Annotated in this window: 16 protein-coding genes; 10 read left to right on the top strand and 6 right to left on the bottom strand. The window is 45.3% G+C overall.

What is annotated here, in order from left to right:
- Positions 1–83: 83 nt before the first annotated feature.
- The 6 genes from AB6E30_RS14970 to AB6E30_RS14945 all read right to left on the bottom strand — a co-directional run bounded on the left by AB6E30_RS14970 (position 84) and on the right by AB6E30_RS14945 (position 7,973).
- Complete coding sequence (locus AB6E30_RS14970) at positions 84–821, bottom strand: DUF3726 domain-containing protein (RefSeq protein ID WP_017064722.1); 738 nt, start codon at positions 819–821, stop codon at positions 84–86.
- Positions 818–2,629: a hypothetical protein gene (locus AB6E30_RS14965; protein ID WP_372104155.1), complete on the bottom strand. Its 1,812-nt coding sequence runs from the start codon at positions 2,627–2,629 to the stop codon at positions 818–820. The genes AB6E30_RS14970 and AB6E30_RS14965 overlap by 4 nt, the downstream gene beginning before the upstream one ends.
- 257 nt (positions 2,630–2,886) lie before the next feature.
- Positions 2,887–4,494 carry a BCCT family transporter gene (locus AB6E30_RS14960; RefSeq protein WP_017066850.1) on the bottom strand — a complete coding sequence of 536 codons (1,608 nt, stop codon included), beginning with the start codon at positions 4,492–4,494 and terminating at the stop codon, positions 2,887–2,889.
- A 230-nt stretch (positions 4,495–4,724) separates the two neighbouring features.
- Entirely contained in the window at positions 4,725–5,720 is a 996-nt protein-coding gene (locus AB6E30_RS14955; RefSeq protein WP_372100626.1) for a membrane dipeptidase, read from the bottom strand.
- A 206-nt stretch (positions 5,721–5,926) separates the two neighbouring features.
- Positions 5,927–7,387, bottom strand: coding sequence for an aldehyde dehydrogenase family protein (locus AB6E30_RS14950; protein WP_017060834.1), 1,461 nt, complete (start codon positions 7,385–7,387; stop codon positions 5,927–5,929).
- 187 nt (positions 7,388–7,574) lie between these two features.
- Positions 7,575–7,973 carry a RidA family protein gene (locus AB6E30_RS14945; protein WP_372083449.1) on the bottom strand — a complete coding sequence of 133 codons (399 nt, stop codon included), beginning with the start codon at positions 7,971–7,973 and terminating at the stop codon, positions 7,575–7,577.
- A gap of 157 nt (positions 7,974–8,130) precedes the next feature.
- Between AB6E30_RS14945 and AB6E30_RS14940 the strand changes: the two genes are divergently transcribed.
- From AB6E30_RS14940 to AB6E30_RS14895, 10 genes are all read left to right on the top strand, one after another.
- Positions 8,131–9,015: a LysR family transcriptional regulator gene (locus AB6E30_RS14940; RefSeq protein ID WP_017060836.1), complete on the top strand. Its 885-nt coding sequence runs from the start codon at positions 8,131–8,133 to the stop codon at positions 9,013–9,015.
- A gap of 717 nt (positions 9,016–9,732) precedes the next feature.
- A complete protein-coding gene (locus AB6E30_RS14935; RefSeq protein WP_017060837.1) occupies positions 9,733–10,134 on the top strand; it encodes a hypothetical protein in 402 nt (133 codons plus the stop codon).
- 1 nt (position 10,135) lies between these two features.
- Positions 10,136–10,906 (top strand): F0F1 ATP synthase subunit A, encoded by a 771-nt coding sequence (atpB, locus tag AB6E30_RS14930; RefSeq protein WP_017060838.1) that lies wholly within the window; start codon positions 10,136–10,138, stop codon positions 10,904–10,906.
- Between the two features lie 47 nt (positions 10,907–10,953).
- Entirely contained in the window at positions 10,954–11,190 is a 237-nt protein-coding gene (atpE, locus tag AB6E30_RS14925; RefSeq protein ID WP_004730405.1) for a F0F1 ATP synthase subunit C, read from the top strand.
- A gap of 54 nt (positions 11,191–11,244) precedes the next feature.
- The gene (locus AB6E30_RS14920) at positions 11,245–11,715 is read left to right on the top strand and encodes a F0F1 ATP synthase subunit B (protein WP_017068483.1); all 471 of its coding nucleotides are present in this window, start codon (positions 11,245–11,247) and stop codon (positions 11,713–11,715) included.
- An 11-nt stretch (positions 11,716–11,726) separates the two neighbouring features.
- Entirely contained in the window at positions 11,727–12,278 is a 552-nt protein-coding gene (locus tag AB6E30_RS14915; RefSeq protein WP_017060840.1) for a F0F1 ATP synthase subunit delta, read from the top strand.
- A 9-nt stretch (positions 12,279–12,287) separates the two neighbouring features.
- On the top strand, positions 12,288–13,829 hold the full coding sequence (gene atpA / locus AB6E30_RS14910) for a F0F1 ATP synthase subunit alpha (protein WP_017060841.1): 1,542 nt from the start codon (positions 12,288–12,290) through the stop codon (positions 13,827–13,829).
- A gap of 46 nt (positions 13,830–13,875) precedes the next feature.
- Positions 13,876–14,745 carry a F0F1 ATP synthase subunit gamma gene (gene atpG / locus AB6E30_RS14905; RefSeq protein ID WP_372104150.1) on the top strand — a complete coding sequence of 290 codons (870 nt, stop codon included), beginning with the start codon at positions 13,876–13,878 and terminating at the stop codon, positions 14,743–14,745.
- Between the two features lie 44 nt (positions 14,746–14,789).
- The gene (gene atpD / locus AB6E30_RS14900) at positions 14,790–16,175 is read left to right on the top strand and encodes a F0F1 ATP synthase subunit beta (RefSeq protein WP_017068485.1); all 1,386 of its coding nucleotides are present in this window, start codon (positions 14,790–14,792) and stop codon (positions 16,173–16,175) included.
- A 14-nt stretch (positions 16,176–16,189) separates the two neighbouring features.
- Positions 16,190–16,633, top strand: a complete 444-nt coding sequence (locus tag AB6E30_RS14895; RefSeq protein WP_017060844.1) for a F0F1 ATP synthase subunit epsilon — start codon at positions 16,190–16,192, stop codon at positions 16,631–16,633.
- Positions 16,634–16,723 lie beyond the last annotated feature (90 nt).

Here is a 16,723-nt window from a genome sequence, read left to right as displayed (position 1 = left end):
AGCTCAGGCTTTATAGGTTTAGTTTTTATAAGCCAAGGATCTATAAACTGAGCTTCTGTAACTTATAGCTCTATAAAACAAAGCTAAGAAGCCTCGAGCTCACCTGCACCTTGAATTGAACGTTGGCTGTTTTCAACAAGGATAGCCGTCGCCGTTTCTTTCAACGCGCCCCACTCTCCATCGTCAACTTCAATGCCCTCGTTCCACGCCTTCTCTTGAGTTTTAAAAAGCGCTTCCGATTCAATGTGTGTTTGGTAGCCATCTGACAAACGTTCGATATCGAAATCCTGGACGGAAAGCTCGATGGTCATATTGTGGATATGATCGTCCGATGCCAGAGGCAAATCTGATAAAAACAGTTCTGGTGCAACGCAACCACGGTTAAGCACATACAAGGTGCTCTTAGGATTTGAGCCATTATCCCAACGTGCGGTACATGCGATGCCTTTCGCTGCCAGTTTTACAAGCTCACTGTACGCTAGCCAGCGGTTATGGCAGTTGTTTAGCTCGATTTTCAGCGTCTTTTTACCGACCATTTTTTCAATGGCGTAATCCATCACCACAGGAAGATGACACGCTAAGCTCGCCTTGTGCAGGTCCACTTCAACTGTGTTGTCGCTTGTCACTTGGATGTCTACAGGGCAATCGTCTTCTAGCCCCATAAAGTTGCTCGCATTGTTAAAATGACGAACACCATCCAAGCCAACCATTTGTAAATCTGCCACCATGTTCGCTATCACATCGGCTTCACCACATGTACGACGCATACCCAGAAAGGCTTTATTAACGGCCGCTACCAGTTCATTGTGAGAAACGATCATAACGATTTACCTCTATGTTGAGCGTTGATATGTGTAGGAACTTTATTTGAGTCAGCGATCTCCGCTTCACTTGGTAAGATTGGGAACACCCATTCGTCCTGATGAATTTCATCAAGTAACGGTGCACCTTGGAAAAACGTCACTCGTACCCAACGGTCTGAGCGAGGATCAAACTTAGTCGCTCCAAACATCGCTAGCTTACAACGCAGCAAATGCATTGGTGGCGAGTCTTGGTGCAGCACGTTCATTTGAATGTCGCCCATCGCCTTGTTACCTAACGTCCACACACGGCGCGCAATGGCACGATGCTGCGGTTGTTTAACAAGGAATTCAGCCAATGAAAGCTCTGGCGCGAATTGCAATAAAGCATGGTACAGACGGTAAGCTTGACGGCCGATATCCAACGGCAGTTCGCGCTCTTCGCCGAGTTCCTCGCCTCGAACACCGAGCCTTGGCTCTTCTTTGTCCTGAGAGCGATACCAGAACCAGTAGTTATTTTCTGCTTTCGTAAAGTCAGTCGTGATCGCCCAACGGTACTTTTCTTCTAACACAACCAATAGGTCTTGGATCTTTTTGCCACTAGGAAGCGAGAGTGTTTCGCTACAATTCATTTGCTCTTGATGGGCGTCCACTAATTCTGGGTACAATTCCATCAAGCATGAGATAAGGATTTCTTGGGCTTCCATACTCATGTGCTTAGATTGTTCAACTAACTGCGCCCATGTATCGCAATGGTTTACAGAAGCTTCTAGTGACTGTTCTGCGTGTTTCAACTCATCAACAGCGGTTTTGTTCAACTCTTGCTGATTTTCATTGATGGTAACAACTTGTTCTAAATGACAAATCGCTTTTTTAACGTATCTACGTAGTGGCTCGATCAACGCCGTATCGGTCTGACTAGCCAACACGTCCGCCAATGCATGTTCACGGGTTGTCATCCATTGATCGACAATACTTGGGTGGTTAATCAGGTATGGCGCCATGCCTAAACCAGTCGCATTACCCACACCTAGGTAGCGTTGTAAGCCTCTGTGCAAGGTAATCGCTTGTTCACCGCCTTGTTGCTCCGCTAGGTAATGAACCCAATCTAGGCTGAACTCACGCAGCATATAAACAGCACACATTTGAGCACTGAACGATTGATTAAAATCTGGATTCTTTTCCAAGATTTTAAAGTCAGCAATACCAAACTTACCATTACCATAAACCGCTGTGGTTCGTAGGATGTAGCCAACTTCCGCTAGCTCTTTTGGCGTTGGTTGAACACCTTTAGCCAAGTGACTAACAATATGTTCAAACACTCGTACACTTTTGTTGGCACGCGCTAAAACAAGCACATTGTTGGGGTTACGGCCTGCTTCTTGTAGCGGTACATTCGCACGAAGTCTCTCAAGTAGGGTGACATCAACATCACCAAGAACCAGAGCAAACGTTACGTCCCACTTTTCAGCAATTACACGGTCATTTCGTTCGTCGTCTGCAATCTCATCGCAGAAAACAACCAAATGATAAACATGATTTGGCGTCTCTAGCTTATAGATAACATGACCAAAACCTCGAGCGTCTAGTTGCCACTCATGCTTAGTCACTTTCCATTGCTGTTGCGCCATTTTACGAATCAGAGTTCTTACGAAGCTGATGCGTGTTTGGTGCATAGCACCCAGTCTTTCCGGTGCCATGACGACCGTTGCGTCACGTAGTGCTGATTCAGTGTAGGTAGAACGATGTGCATCCATTTTGCTCACCACCTTATAGTTATAGGATTTTGCTAGCCATTCAGAACCGATCGTTGCTGTCTTTTGAAGCATATATAGCGACAGTATGTTGGTTAGCTTTCACGTTTTAATCGTTATTGATGTTGTCGAGGCAAGCGAACTCACCCCTTATTATTTGTCCTGACTAGATCTCTTGACCTAAATAGTTGCCGTCCGATGTATCTTCACCAGTACGGGTTTTCTCTTCCTTTCGGAATCTGGTATCAGCCTTATTTCAAAGGTTGATACCTTGTTTCTCTTTAATTTTTAGAGAGCGTTTCCTCTACAGTTTCTTTACAGATCCTGCTTTTCTACAAACCTTGATCTTTCGCCATCTTGATTGCGATTTGAGGCGCATTCCAAAGTGATGGCAGCAAGATTAAGGACACCGGTACCGCTGTGATAACTATGAATGATTGCAGCGCTGAAATACCGCCGGAACCTAGGGAAATCAGAATCAATGCTGTTACCCCCATCATCACACCCCAGAAAGTACGAATAATTGCGTTAGGCTCTGTCTCACCGCTGACTACCACACTGATGGTGTAAGTCATTGAGTCACCTGTCGTTACGATGAAGATCGTCGTCAAGATCAAGAACAGAATAGAGATAAGCATTGGCATTGGTAGTTGCTGAGTTACTGCCAGTAGCGCGCCAGGTAAATTAAAGCCTTCGAACGCTTTACTTACGCTGCCTGGATCTGCGATTTCAAACGCAAGGCCAGAGCCGCCAACAATCGTGAACCAGAAGCAAGTAACAAACGGTGCAATCAAGCTAATGGTTGATACCAATTGGCGAATACTACGACCGCGTGAAATACGTGCGATGAAGATTGCCATCATTGGGCCGTAACCTAAGAACCAACCCCAGAAGAATACTGTCCACCAGCTCAACCAACCTTCGTCACCACGGTATGTTGCCATTGGGATGAAGTTGTCTATCATGCTGCCTACACCTTGGATGTAGCCATTGAAAATGAAGTTTGTTGGGCCGAAGATCAGAATGTAGACCATCAATGACATTGCTAAAATTACGTTGTAACGGCTTAGCATTTGCATTCCGCGGTTAAGACCACTTAATGCCGACAATGTGTATAGAACGATAGCGAACAGGATGATGATAAGCTGCGTCGTGAAGCCATCAGGAATATCAAACAGTGCGTTCAGTGCGTAGCTCACTTGCAAGCCTAAGAAGCCGATAGGACCAATGGTGCCCGCCGCTACTGCGACAATACAACATGCATCAATCAATGCGCCGGTGTGACCTTTCAATGCTCGCTCGCCTAAAACTGGGTAAAGCAAAATACGAGGTTTAAGCGGTAAGCCTTTGTCGTAGTGAAGGTGCATCACCACAATAGACGTTAAGCTACCGACAATAGCCCATGCTAGAAAACCCCAGTGCATGAAGGATTGCGATAAAGCATTCACCGCGCCTTGCTGTGCGTTTTCTTGTGCGCCGTACAATGGTGGTGGGCTAACGTAGTGAGCGATAGGCTCTGCTGCTGCCCAAAATACACCGCCACCTGCCAGTAGCGTACAGAAGATGATCGCCATCCAACGGAAGCCGTCCATTTCAGGTTTAGCGATGCCGCCTAGGATAACCTTGCCTGTTCGCCCTGCCGCCAGGCCAAGACCAATAAGAAAAGTCAGAAGAAGAAGCATTTGCCAGTAAGGACCGAATACTTTTACAGACCATGCAAAGCCCGTATTTACTAGGCTTGATAACAGCTCGCCATCAAATAGAGCAAGTGCCACGAACAGAGCGATAAAACCGCCGCTGTACCAAAGTGCTGGGTTGGATAGGCCTAATTTGTCTGATGTAGACTCAGACTCGTTTGTGTTGCTTTTTGCATTAATTGTTGTGTGTGCTTGACCCGCATTTAAGCTTGAAGATTTCACGCTATTGGTTAAATCAGACATACTCTGACTCCAGAGGTTTCTTTGCAGCTGTCATTTGAATGATGACTACAAGGGTGTATTTAACACCTGCCCTATTGTTTTTTGTGTTGGGCAGGCTAATCCATGTTTGGGTTACCGCGTTGCGAAATAGACCGTTGTTCCTTTTGAATAGTGAAATTGGTTTAAGCAGCACTTGCTTATTGAACGTTTGTTAGAAGGCTGCTAATTCGATGATGGCTCGCGAGAAACCGTTAACCCTTGGTTTGAGGCTCTAGGCCATCTTTCAAGAAGTTAAACCAGTTTTCTCCCAAGACTTGCCCAGCTTCAGACTCGCTGAAACCATGACGCATCAATCCGTTATATATGTTTTCCATACCCGCACTACCACAGAACCAAGGCAACGCATCTGGCCAACCTGAGTTGTTCGCAGAGCCTTCGCCGTAGTCCATTGCTTTAGACCAACGACCATTTCTCATCCATTCAAGAACGGCTTGAGGTTGGTTTAAGCATAGGTCACTGCCAATACCGAGGTGCTCTACGCCGACCATGTCAGCCGTAGTCGCAACCATCTGGCAGAAATCTTCCAAGGTACATTGGCTGCCGTTTGGTAGGTGGAATGGGTACAAGCTGAATCCGATTAAGCCGCCGCGTGCGGTTAGAGCTTTAATTACATCGTTTGATTTATTTCGTAGTGCATCATGAGCAAACGTCGGGTTCGCATGGCTGATACAAATAGGACGAGAAGACAAGTCGATAGCTTCAAGTGTTGAGCGCTCTGCACTGTGAGACATATCTATGATCATGCCCACTCGGTTCATCTCTTCGATGGCTTGTTTACCAAAGCGAGTAATACCTGTGTCGTTCTTCTCGTAGCAACCCGTCGCCAATAAGCTCTGGTTGTTGTACGTCAGTTGCATGATCAAAAGGCCTTGCTTACGCATCACTTCGATAAGACCGATCTCATCGTCGATTGGAGAACAGTTTTGAGCACCAAGTAAAATGCCGACTTTGCCAGTTGCTTTTGCAGCCTCAACATCAGCCATTGAGTGAATCGGCATGATAAGGTCTGCGTTCTGCTCGAATCTTAAATTCCATTCTGCAAAGCGAGATAAGGTTTCACGAGCCGTCTCGTGGTAAACCGCGGTAGCGTGAACTGCTGTAATGCCGCTCGCCTTTAGTGTTTGGAAATATTCTCTGTTCCAATTGCAGTATTGCAATCCATCTATAACAATCCGTTGCTGGTACATAACCACTCCTATTGAAAGCTCAGTGTTCTAGCTCGGTTTTGAAAACACGCTCAAATAACATGTTTTCAAAAATGGGTTAAATCACTTGTCTAAGTTCGTTTGCTGCTTTGGTTTGAATGTTGGCCTGACTCTGTGAATCAGGCCAATTCGATAGCTGGATAGCTAGGAAGTTAATTCAGCTATCCAATTCTTATTTAGAAAGTGGATTAGTAAGGACGTTGGTAAGCCGTCTTAACCACTGTGTAGAACTCTTTCGCGTATTGACCTTGCTCACGAGGACCGAAGCTAGACTCTTTACGACCACCAAACGGTACGTGGTAATCCGTGCCTGCTGTTGGTAGGTTGACCATCACACAACCGGTCTGCGCTTGTTGCTTGAACATTGCGCTAGTACGTAGGCTCTGAGTAATGATGCCGCCTGTTAGACCGAAGCGAGTGTCGTTGGTTGTCGCAATCGCTTCTTCTAGGTCAGCGACACGAATCACACTTGCCATTGGTGCGAACACTTCTTCTTGGTTCACTTCCCAATCGTTCTTAGTGTTCAAGAACAGCGTTGGAGACATGTAGAAACCTTCGTGCTTCATACTCAAGCGTTCGCCACCAAATGCCAGCTCACCGCCGCTTTGACGTGCTTTCTCAACCCAACCTAGGTTTGCTTCAAGTTGGTTGCCATCAACGACAGGGCCCATGAACACACCCTCTTCCAGTGCGTGACCCACTTTCAGCTCGCTCATACGTTTGATCAGTGCTTCAACGTATTGGTCGTGAATGCTATCCATAACCACAAGGCGAGAAGACGCGGTACATTTTTGGCCTGCGCCAGAGAAAGAACCTGCAATCGTTGCATCAACCGCAGTTTGGATATCAGCATCGTCAGCAATAACAAGTGCGTTCTTACTGCCCATTTCTAGTTGGCATCGAACGAAGTTTGGCGCTGTAGCCGCTGCCACTTTACGACCCGTATCAACAGAACCGGTAAAGCTCACACCGTTCACTTCTTTAGAGTTGATCAGTGCATCACCTACTGTTGAACCGCTACCCAGTACAAGGTTAAACGTACCTGCAGGGATACCTTGGCGGTGGATGATCTCTGTAAGCGCGACCGCACTTGCTGGTGTTAGGTTTGCTGGTTTCCAAATAACGCTGTTACCGAAAGCCAATGCTGGAGCAATTTTCCAAGCTGCTGTTGCTGTCGGGAAGTTCCAAGGAGAGATAATGCCGATAACGCCCACCGCTTCGCGAGTCACTTCAACAGAAACACCCGGGCGTACAGAATCTGCGTTGTCACCAATTTGGCGAAGCACTTCAGCCGCAAAGTATTGGAAGAACTGACCTGCACGGTAAATCTCACCGCGACCTTCAGCAAAAGGCTTACCTTCTTCACGAGATAGCAAAGTGCCCAGCTCATCACAACGGGCAATCAGCTCATCACCAATCGCTTGAAGCACCGCTTGCTTGCGTTCAATCGGCGTTTTTTCCCACTCTGGTTGAGCGTGTTTCGCCGCTGAAATCGCTTGTTGAACTTGTTCAGCACTTGCTTGTGCAAAGTTGCCAATATTTTCAGAAATATCTGATGGGTTAATGTTCGCTACGGTGCTTACACCCGCTTGCCATTCGCCGCCAATGTAAAGTGCGTTTTCTGCTTGAACATTCTGTAAGTGAGTCATCATTCTGTCCTTGTAACGTTAGGTTGCGGTTGAGTCTGGCAACCATCGGATTAATTAATAAATTGTTAATTCATATAGAGAATAAGTATTAATTTTGTATCTAGACGTAAAACTATTCGCTTGTATTAGTAAAGATCTGCGTAGACAAACAGCTTTGATTGGCAAATTGCCTCAGTTCACAGTCCATTTATTCAGGTTGAGACGCCGATGCATAAACCACGAACTCAATCAACATCTCTTCTCTAGCTAGCCCTGCAACAACGACTGCTGCACGATTTGGATAAGGTGCGTTGAAGTATTCTCCGTATACGCTGTTTACCGTTTTCAGGTATTCACGGTCAGTCACGTAAATCAGAACCTGCAGCACAGAATCCATCGATTCGCCTGCACACTCCAAGGTATGAACAAGGTTGTTAAAAGTCTGACGCGTTTGCGCTTCAATACCGCCTTCTACTACTGCGCCCGTTTCATCGATTGGAATCTGCGCAGTGTATAGAGTGCCGTTATTAACGATTGCCCACTCTAGTGGTGCTTTTGAAGCAAAAAGAGAGGTTTTTACTGGGTGTTTTTTAGTTTGTGCGTTCACGATTTCATCCAACTTTGTAACAACTATGTTTCAAGATGGTTAAATACTGCACCTTGACGCCTGATAAATCTAACGGTAAATTTTGTGCATTTGATAAATAAAATCTATCACATTGCGAAAAGTAAGGTATAGCAAGGGCTAGAGAAGGATCGGAGTCATGAGTATTAAGCTACAACAGTTAAAACATTTCGTTTTGGTGGTCGAAGAAGGTGGATTTAGAGCGGCATCTCACCGTGCAAATCGATCGCAAGCGGCACTTTCGACTTCGATAAAAGAGTTGGAAAAAATACTCGGCCAACCTCTGTTTGAAACAGGCAACAAATCGACACTGACGCCTTTTGGAGAAATATGTTTGCCCAAGATCATTCAATTTCTGAACGTTTACAAAGCATTAGACAATGACTTACGCGCAGCGGCAGCAGGACAACAAGGAAGAGTTCGAATAGCGAGCGTGCCTTCGGTGGCCGCAAAACTCATCCCTAGTGTTTTAGGGGCATTTTGTGAGCAGTACCCGAATGTAGAAGTGAGTTTGATTGATGATAATGCGGCAGGGGTAGAAGCAAGATTACTCTCTGGCGAGGTGGATGTTGCCCTCGGTAATAGCTCCCATTTAGAAGAAGAGAGCATCGACTTCACGCCTTTGCTTTCTGATCCTATCGGTGTGGTGTGCCTCAAAGATAACCCTATCGCCTCTCAACGGGAAGGAATCGAATGGCAAACCTTGTTAAAGCAGCCCTTCATTCGTAACGGGACTTGCACCCTACTGGACCCAACACCTGCGCGCATGCTCAGCGAACAAGCCCTGTACTCTGTCGAGAACATTACCTCGCTTTTTTCGGTGTTAGAGCTCGGGATAGGCGTGACCACGCTACCTAAGCTGGCTTTCCCAACCAATGAAACCCGCTTGGTGTGGATTCCGCTAATTGACCCACCCTTGCAACGACAAATCGGCATTTTCAGACTGTCTGATCGTACGATCTCGCCACAAGCACAGGCTTTCCATGACTTATGTATTCAATACCTCAGTTATGAAGAGTCATAAGAGAGCCTAGATTAAGTAAATTAGGCAGCGCTCTGCTGCCATTTACTTCCTCAAAACTCGGTGTTTCTTCTCCGCACCATGCTTCTCGCACACCCAGTCCCCCATTTCACTCCTATATCATCAACATTTAGGCGCTGAATTTTCACTCTCGCGCACGCAAATAGTGACAAGCTGACGACAATATAAAAAATATTCGCTTATTTATAAGGAGCGACGTACGTTTAATTTACCAGAAAAACCAGATCTTCCATCATTGCCTCAAACAAGCTTAACCCCTACCAAAATCACACTTCACAACTCAGCTTGTAAATGAACCTAAGTGTTTGAATAGTCTTAATTGATAAGATCATAAGTTGAAAATTTAGCTCGCTACTCCCTTCTAAAAAGACCCTCTTTTTCACAAGGATAAAGCATCTTAAATATTCATGATTATAGTGACAGAATTATTACTTTCATAAATGGAAAACACCCATTTCAAAAATGGAATTATTGATATCAATATTTGTCGTTTTGATCACATAATTTTAGGCGTAGTTTATATTTTGTCGAAACGAGAGCGAACTAGTTTATATCGTTCTATTTCGTCAGGAGATATAAGACCAGCAAGATTATCTCTTTGTTAACAAGCAAAGTTTTATTAACAAGTAAATGCGAGTAGCAAGACATATTCAAACTGTGTTTTATATGAGCTTACACTGTTAAATATAAGGTTTTATTATGAGGCTTAATGGGATAAGTGGTGACATTCTTGTTGCTGCTAAAAGAGTTGTTCTCTGCCAAGTAGTATTAGCCGTCGGTGTAGTTTTATATGAAGTGTTTTTTGGTAATAAAGTAGATATGGAATCGTCGGCTTTGGGTATCGGAATTGCGATGCTACCTCCGCTGTTTGGTTTTATATATGCAAGCCTAAAGGTGCGCAAGAATCCTAATTATAGTTTACGTGACTTAATGCAAATGAGTCGTGTCGTGAAAATAACTTATACGTTCTTAATGTTTATCTTGGCGTTCCAGTTTTTCAAATTGGATAACCCAGTAATATTGTACGCATATATTCTCACTATGGTTGGGTACTTCTTAACACCATTTATTACTGCCTCTACAAGATCGGAGTACGTGTAGTATGGATCAAGTAACTACCGCTCACGAATACATAGAGCATCACTTAACCTTCTTAACTACAGGTGATGGTTTCTGGGCGTTCAACATCGACTCGATGTTGGTATCTTGGATTACGGGTTTACTGTTTATTGGAGCTTTTCGATACGTAGTGACTAAGGGCACCAGCGGTGTTCCAGGTCGATTTCAATGTTTTATCGAACTGATATTTGATTTTGTAAACAACCTAGTAAAAGAGATTTTTCAAGCGGAGGATAAATTAATAGGGCCACTGGCATTAACCACTTTTGTTTGGGTGTTGTTAATGAACGCGGTCGATTTATTACCAATAGATTTCATACCAGCATTAAGTCGTGCAATGGGTCTAGAACACTTTAGAGATCTACCAACGGCGGACGTAAATATTCCAATGTCGATGGCACTCGGTGTATTTATCTTACTGTTGACTTATACATTTAAAAATAAAGGATTGAAAGGCTTTATCAAAGAGCTTACTACGCAGCCATTTGATAACCCTCTTTTATACCCTGTTAACTTAGTTCTTGAATTAATAACATTAATTTCAAAACCTATATCACTAGGCTTACGATTATTTGGAAACATGTATGCAGGTGAGATGATATTTATTCTGATCGCATTAATGCCATGGTGGATGCAATGGGCACTGAGTGTTCCTTGGGCACTATTCCACATATTAATCGTATTCTTGCAAGCATTTATATTTATGGTACTGACCGTTGTTTATTTAGGTATGGCAACAGAAGAACACCACTAATTAATAACTAAAAAATTTAACTAAAAAATTATTTATCGGAGATACAAATGGATATCGTAAGCGCAGTTTTATATGTAGCAGGTGCATTACTGATCGGTTTAGGTGCAGCAGGTGCAGCATCTGGTATTGGTAACTTAGCAGGTAAATACCTTGAAGGTGTTGCGCGTCAACCAGACCTTACTCCAATGCTTCGTACTCAATTCTTCATCATGATGGGTCTTGTGGATGCAGTACCGATGATCGGTGTTGGTATCGGTCTATACATCATCTTCGCCGTGGCTTAATCAAACCGCTTTGAAAGATCGATTTATACATAATCAAGATTTAGTGAGGAAGGTATGAACTTAAATGCAAGCATGTTTGGACAAGCAATCTCATTCGTGATTTTTGTTTGGCTCTGCATGAAATATGTATGGCCCCCTCTCACCGCGATGTTAGACGAGCGCCAAAAAGAAATCGCTGATGGTTTACGCCACTCAGAGAACGCTGCGAAAGAGCTAGAACTAGCAAAATCAAATGGCGCGCAACTCATCGAAGATGCAAGAAAAGATGTGACTGAACTGATTGAACAGGGCCGAAAACGCCGCAATGAAATCATCAGCTTAGCGCAACAAGAAGCCGAGCAAGAAAAGGCACGCATCTTAGAACAAGGTAGAGCTGAGCTAGAAGGCGAACGCCAAAAGATACGCCGTGAACTTCAGGCAGATATGGCAGACGCAGTAATTCAAAGTGCACAGAAACTGATTAGCAAAAACCTAGATTCCGCAACGAACCGAGCGCTAGTTGACCAAATGATTAGCGAGCTCTAAGGAGAGGCAATATGTCAGATTACACCAATATTGCTCATCCCTACGCCAAAGCATCGTTTGAATTTGCTTTAGGTGAAAACCAGTTACAAGAGTGGCACTCAATGCTGTCCATTCTTGTGGCTGTCGCGGAAGAAGAAACGATCGCTAGTCAGATTTCTTCAGCAGAAGGTGCTTCTACACACCAAACAGAAGAGCTGGCAAACCTCATCATTCATATTTGCCAAGGACTCGTTGATGACCACGTCATTAATCTCATTCGAGTCTTGGCCGAGAACGGCCGCCTTTCTGTTGTAAGAGACCTGTTTGAATTGTACTGCGAGCTAAAGGACGAACATGAACGTGTAGTGCCTGTCACTGTCACCAGTTCAGAAATGCTGACACAAGATCAAGTTACGTCACTAACAGCTGCACTTGAGAAGAAATTAGAGCGTCAGGTTGAAATGAAGCAGGTTATTGATGACACGTTAGTGGGTGGAATGGTCATCAAAGCGGGTGAAACCGTTATCGATGGTTCTTTAAACACATCAATTGACCGATTGGCTCATCAACTTCACGCGAGATAGGTAACAATTATGCAATTAAATTCAAATGAAATCAGCGATCTAATCAAAGAACGCATCTCGAAATTTAATGTGAGCACCGAGGCTCGCAATGAAGGCACTATCGTATCGGTTCGTGATGGCATCATCACAATCAATGGCCTTGCTGATGTTATGCAAGGCGAGATGATTGAGCTACCAGGTGGCAAATACGCACTCGCACTTAACCTCGATACCCACTCAGTAGGTGCGGTGGTTATGGGCCCCTACACTGACCTCTCTGAAGGTATGAAAGTGAAAGGTACAGGTCGTATCTTAGAAGTACCTGTAGGTAACGGACTTCTTGGTCGTGTAGTCAACACATTAGGCGAGCCAATCGATGGCAAAGGCCCAGTGAGTTGTGACCGACTCGACCCTGTAGAAGTGATTGCACCGGGTGTAATCGAACGTAAGTCTGTTGATCAACCTATTCAAACTGGTTATAAAGCGGTTGATACCATGGTGCCAATCGGTCGTGGTCAACGTGAGCTTATCATTGGTGACCGTCAGACGGGTAAAACAGCGTTAGCTATCGATGCGATCATCAATCAGAAAGATTCTGGCATCAAATGTGTGTATGTAGCGATTGGCCAAAAAGCCTCCACTATCGCTAATGTGGTTCGTAAACTCGAAGACCACGATGCGCTAAAAAACACCATCGTAGTCGTGGCATCAGCATCAGAGTCTGCAGCGCTTCAATACCTAGCCCCTTATGCGGGTTGCACCATGGGTGAATACTTCCGTGACCGCGGTGAAGATGCGCTGATCATCTATGATGACCTATCAAAACAAGCCGTTGCTTACCGTCAAATCTCATTGCTATTGAAACGCCCACCGGGTCGTGAAGCCTTCCCTGGCGACGTATTCTACCTTCACTCACGCCTACTAGAACGTGCAGCACGAGTGAATGCAGAGTATGTAGAGAAGTTCACTAACGGTGAAGTGAAAGGCCAAACAGGCTCATTAACGGCGCTTCCTATTATTGAAACTCAGGCGGGTGATGTATCAGCGTTTGTACCAACCAACGTAATCTCAATCACTGATGGTCAGGTTTTCCTTCAAACCCAACTGTTTAACTCAGGCTTACGTCCTGCAGTAGACCCAGGTATCTCGGTATCTCGTGTGGGTGGTGCGGCGCAATGCAAGATCATCAAGAAACTGTCTGGTGGTATCCGTACTTCATTAGCTCAATATCGCGAGCTGGCGGCCTTTGCTCAGTTCTCTTCTGACTTAGATGAGATGACGCGCAAACAGCTAGACCATGGTGAGCGTGTTACCGAATTAATGAAGCAAAAACAATACTCTCCAATGTCAGTCGCTGAGCAAGCAACGGTTATCTACGCAGCAGAGAAAGGCTACTTGGTCGGTGTTGAGCTAAACAACATTGCCCGTTTTGAAGAAGAGCTGATTGCTTATGCCAAAGGTCAGAACCCTGCGTTGTTCGAAAAAATCAACGCGACAGGCGATTACAATGACGAAATCGACGGTGCTCTTAAAGAGATCCTAGAAGGTTTTGTTGGGATGAAAGCTTGGTAAGTGCTCCGGTTTGTTAGCTGGAAATCAAAACAAATAGGAGCAGATTATGGCAAGTACTAAAGAAATTCGCACTAAGATAGGCAGTGTTAGTAACACTCAGAAAATCACCAGTGCAATGGAGATGGTTGCGGCAAGTAAGATGCGTAAAGTTCAAGACAACATGACGCTAACACGTCCATATGCCGAGAACATGCGCAAAGTTATCTCTCATGTCGCATCAGGGTCGCTGGAATACCAGCACCCCTATCTTCAACAGCGTGAACCAAAACGTGTTGCTTACATCATTATTTCGTCCGATCGGGGCTTATGTGGTGGCTTGAACTCGAACTTGTTCAAGAAAGTGCTAGAAGAAATGGAACAGTGGCGTACCAAAGGTGTTGAGGTAGAGACCACCTTAATTGGTTCAAAAGCTATCTCATTTTTCCAACGCAGCGGCAATGTTATCGCGCAAACGTCAGGTCTTGGTGACGCACCTAAATTAGAAGACATCTTAGGTACGGTTAACGCGATGCTAGGGCATTACGACGACGAAAAAATTGACAGTTTGTATCTCGTGTATAACCAGTTCATCAACACCATGGTTCAAGAACCAACGACCTTGCAGTTGCTGCCCCACCCTTCAGATTCTGAGGCCGATGGAGGCGCGAAAAAAGCACGTCGTTGGGACTACATCTACGAACAAGCACCAAGAGACATCCTCTCTGAGCTGTTACATCGATACATTGAATCACAAGTGTATCAAGGCATCGTAGAGAGCATTGCCTGTGAGCAAGCAGCCCGAATGGTCGCTATGAAAGCGGCGACTGATAACGCAGGCCAACTCATTGATGACTTGCAGTTGGTCTACAACAAGGCGCGTCAGGCTGCCATTACCCAAGAGCTGAGTGAAATAGTCTCAGGTGCCCAAGCTGTCTAGGGCTAGAAAAGACTGGGTCAAGAACAGAATTTGAGGATTTAAGAATGAGTGTTGGAAAAATAGTTAAAGTAATCGGCGCGGTGGTTGACGTCGAGTTCAGCGGCGGCAACAGCCCACGCGTTTATGATGCATTGAAAGTGACTAGCGACGAAGCAAGCTCGTTAGTATTGGAAGTACAACAACAACTGGGTAGCAATATCGTTCGTTGTATTGCAATGGGTACGTCAGATGGCTTACGTCGTGGCCTAACGGTTGAAAACACAGGCTCTCCAATCACGGTTCCTGTCGGCGAAGAAACGCTAGGCCGTATCATGAACGTGCTTGGTCAACCTATCGATGAGTGTGGTGAAATCGGTCAGAAAGAAAACTACGAGATTCACCGTGAAGCCCCTTCTTATGAAGAACAAGCAAACAGCACTGAGCTTCTAGAAACAGGCGTTAAGGTTATCGACCTTATCTGTCCATTCGCTAAGGGTGGTAAAATTGGTCTGTTCGGTGGTGCTGGTGTAGGTAAAACCGTCAACATGATGGAGCTTATCAACAACATCGCCAAAGCCCACTCAGGTCTTTCTGTGTTTACCGGTGTAGGTGAGCGTACTCGTGAAGGTAACGACTTCTACTACGAGATGAAAGAAGCAGGTGTACTAGACAAAGTAGCCATGGTTTACGGTCAAATGAACGAGCCACCGGGAAACCGTCTACGTGTTGCACTTACAGGCCTGACTATGGCTGAGCGCTTCCGTGATGAAGGTCGTGACGTACTTCTGTTCATTGATAACATCTACCGTTACACACTTGCGGGAACAGAAGTATCAGCACTGCTGGGCCGTATGCCTTCAGCAGTAGGTTACCAACCAACACTCGCTGAAGAGATGGGTGTGCTTCAAGAGCGTATTACTTCGACTAGACAAGGCTCTATCACGTCTATTCAAGCGGTATACGTACCTGCGGATGACTTGACTGACCCATCGCCAGCAACAACCTTTGCTCACTTAGATGCGACCGTTGTACTGTCTCGTAACATCGCGGCACTGGGTCTATACCCTGCGATTGACCCGTTAGATTCAACGTCACGTCAGTTAGATCCGCTGATCGTAGGCCAAGAGCACTACGACATTGCACAAAAAGTACAAACAACGCTGCAACGCTACAAAGAGCTAAAAGACATCATCGCGATTCTTGGTATGGATGAGCTGTCTACTGAAGACAAACAGACCGTATCTCGCGCTCGTAAGATTGAACGTTTCTTAACGCAGCCTTACCACGTAGCCGAAGTGTTTACCGGTCAGAAAGGTGTCTTTGTACCGCTAAGCGAAACACTAAGAGGCTTTAAAGGTCTATTGAGCGGTGAATATGACGATATCCCAGAGCAAGCGTTCTTGTACTGTGGCTCTATCGACGAAGTGCTTAACAAAGCAAAATCACTCTAAGAGGCAGGTGCACCATGGCTATCGGAATTACAGATAATACATTTCAACTTAATATTGTAAGTGCGGAAGGTACGCTGTTTTCAGGTCCAGCGTATGCCCTAGCCGTTTCTGGCGCTGACGGTGAACTGGGGATCCGCCCCGGTCACTCCCCGCTTCTCAGTAAGATCAAACCGGGCGTAACCGTGTTTGTTACAGACCCTAAATCAGAAGGCCAAGTGCTGTATGTCTCTGGTGGGATGCTGGAAGTTCAGCCGGATGTGGTTACGTTATTAGCCGACACGGCCTTGCATGGTAAAGACATTGACCGCGCTCGCGCAGAAGAAGCGAAATATGCCGCTCTAGAGAACATCAACAAGGGCAACATAGACATTAACTTTGCACAAGCTCAGCTAGAACTAGCGAAAGCCGTTGCTCAGTTACGTGCATCAGAGCTAACTTCTTCTCACACAAGACACTGAGAATAAGCGTTATTGGCCGTTAGCTGTGCTAGCAAACAATCGAGTAGGAGGAGGCCTCACGGCCTCCGTCCTCTCACACCACCGTACAAG

The organism is Vibrio sp. 10N.247.311.12, assembly GCF_041467515.1.
Lineage (GTDB): Bacteria > Pseudomonadota > Gammaproteobacteria > Enterobacterales > Vibrionaceae > Vibrio > Vibrio crassostreae_C.
This window is presented reverse-complemented; position numbering and strand designations above follow the sequence as displayed.

What these genes read in the sequence shown, in the direction of transcription:
- AB6E30_RS14970 (WP_017064722.1), bottom strand. Translation starts at nt 821, where the DNA reads ATGATCGTTTCTCACAATGAACTGGTAGCGGCCGTTAATAAAGCCTTT.
- AB6E30_RS14965 (WP_372104155.1), bottom strand. Translation starts at nt 2,629, where the DNA reads ATGCTTCAAAAGACAGCAACGATCGGTTCTGAATGGCTAGCAAAATCC.
- AB6E30_RS14960 (WP_017066850.1), bottom strand. Translation starts at nt 4,494, where the DNA reads ATGTCTGATTTAACCAATAGCGTGAAATCTTCAAGCTTAAATGCGGGT.
- AB6E30_RS14955 (WP_372100626.1), bottom strand. Translation starts at nt 5,720, where the DNA reads ATGTACCAGCAACGGATTGTTATAGATGGATTGCAATACTGCAATTGG.
- AB6E30_RS14950 (WP_017060834.1), bottom strand. Translation starts at nt 7,387, where the DNA reads ATGACTCACTTACAGAATGTTCAAGCAGAAAACGCACTTTACATTGGC.
- AB6E30_RS14940 (WP_017060836.1), top strand. Translation starts at nt 8,131, where the DNA reads ATGAGTATTAAGCTACAACAGTTAAAACATTTCGTTTTGGTGGTCGAA.
- AB6E30_RS14935 (WP_017060837.1), top strand. Translation starts at nt 9,733, where the DNA reads ATGAGGCTTAATGGGATAAGTGGTGACATTCTTGTTGCTGCTAAAAGA.
- atpB (WP_017060838.1), top strand. Translation starts at nt 10,136, where the DNA reads ATGGATCAAGTAACTACCGCTCACGAATACATAGAGCATCACTTAACC.
- atpE (WP_004730405.1), top strand. Translation starts at nt 10,954, where the DNA reads ATGGATATCGTAAGCGCAGTTTTATATGTAGCAGGTGCATTACTGATC.
- AB6E30_RS14920 (WP_017068483.1), top strand. Translation starts at nt 11,245, where the DNA reads ATGAACTTAAATGCAAGCATGTTTGGACAAGCAATCTCATTCGTGATT.
- AB6E30_RS14915 (WP_017060840.1), top strand. Translation starts at nt 11,727, where the DNA reads ATGTCAGATTACACCAATATTGCTCATCCCTACGCCAAAGCATCGTTT.
- atpA (WP_017060841.1), top strand. Translation starts at nt 12,288, where the DNA reads ATGCAATTAAATTCAAATGAAATCAGCGATCTAATCAAAGAACGCATC.
- atpG (WP_372104150.1), top strand. Translation starts at nt 13,876, where the DNA reads ATGGCAAGTACTAAAGAAATTCGCACTAAGATAGGCAGTGTTAGTAAC.
- atpD (WP_017068485.1), top strand. Translation starts at nt 14,790, where the DNA reads ATGAGTGTTGGAAAAATAGTTAAAGTAATCGGCGCGGTGGTTGACGTC.
- AB6E30_RS14895 (WP_017060844.1), top strand. Translation starts at nt 16,190, where the DNA reads ATGGCTATCGGAATTACAGATAATACATTTCAACTTAATATTGTAAGT.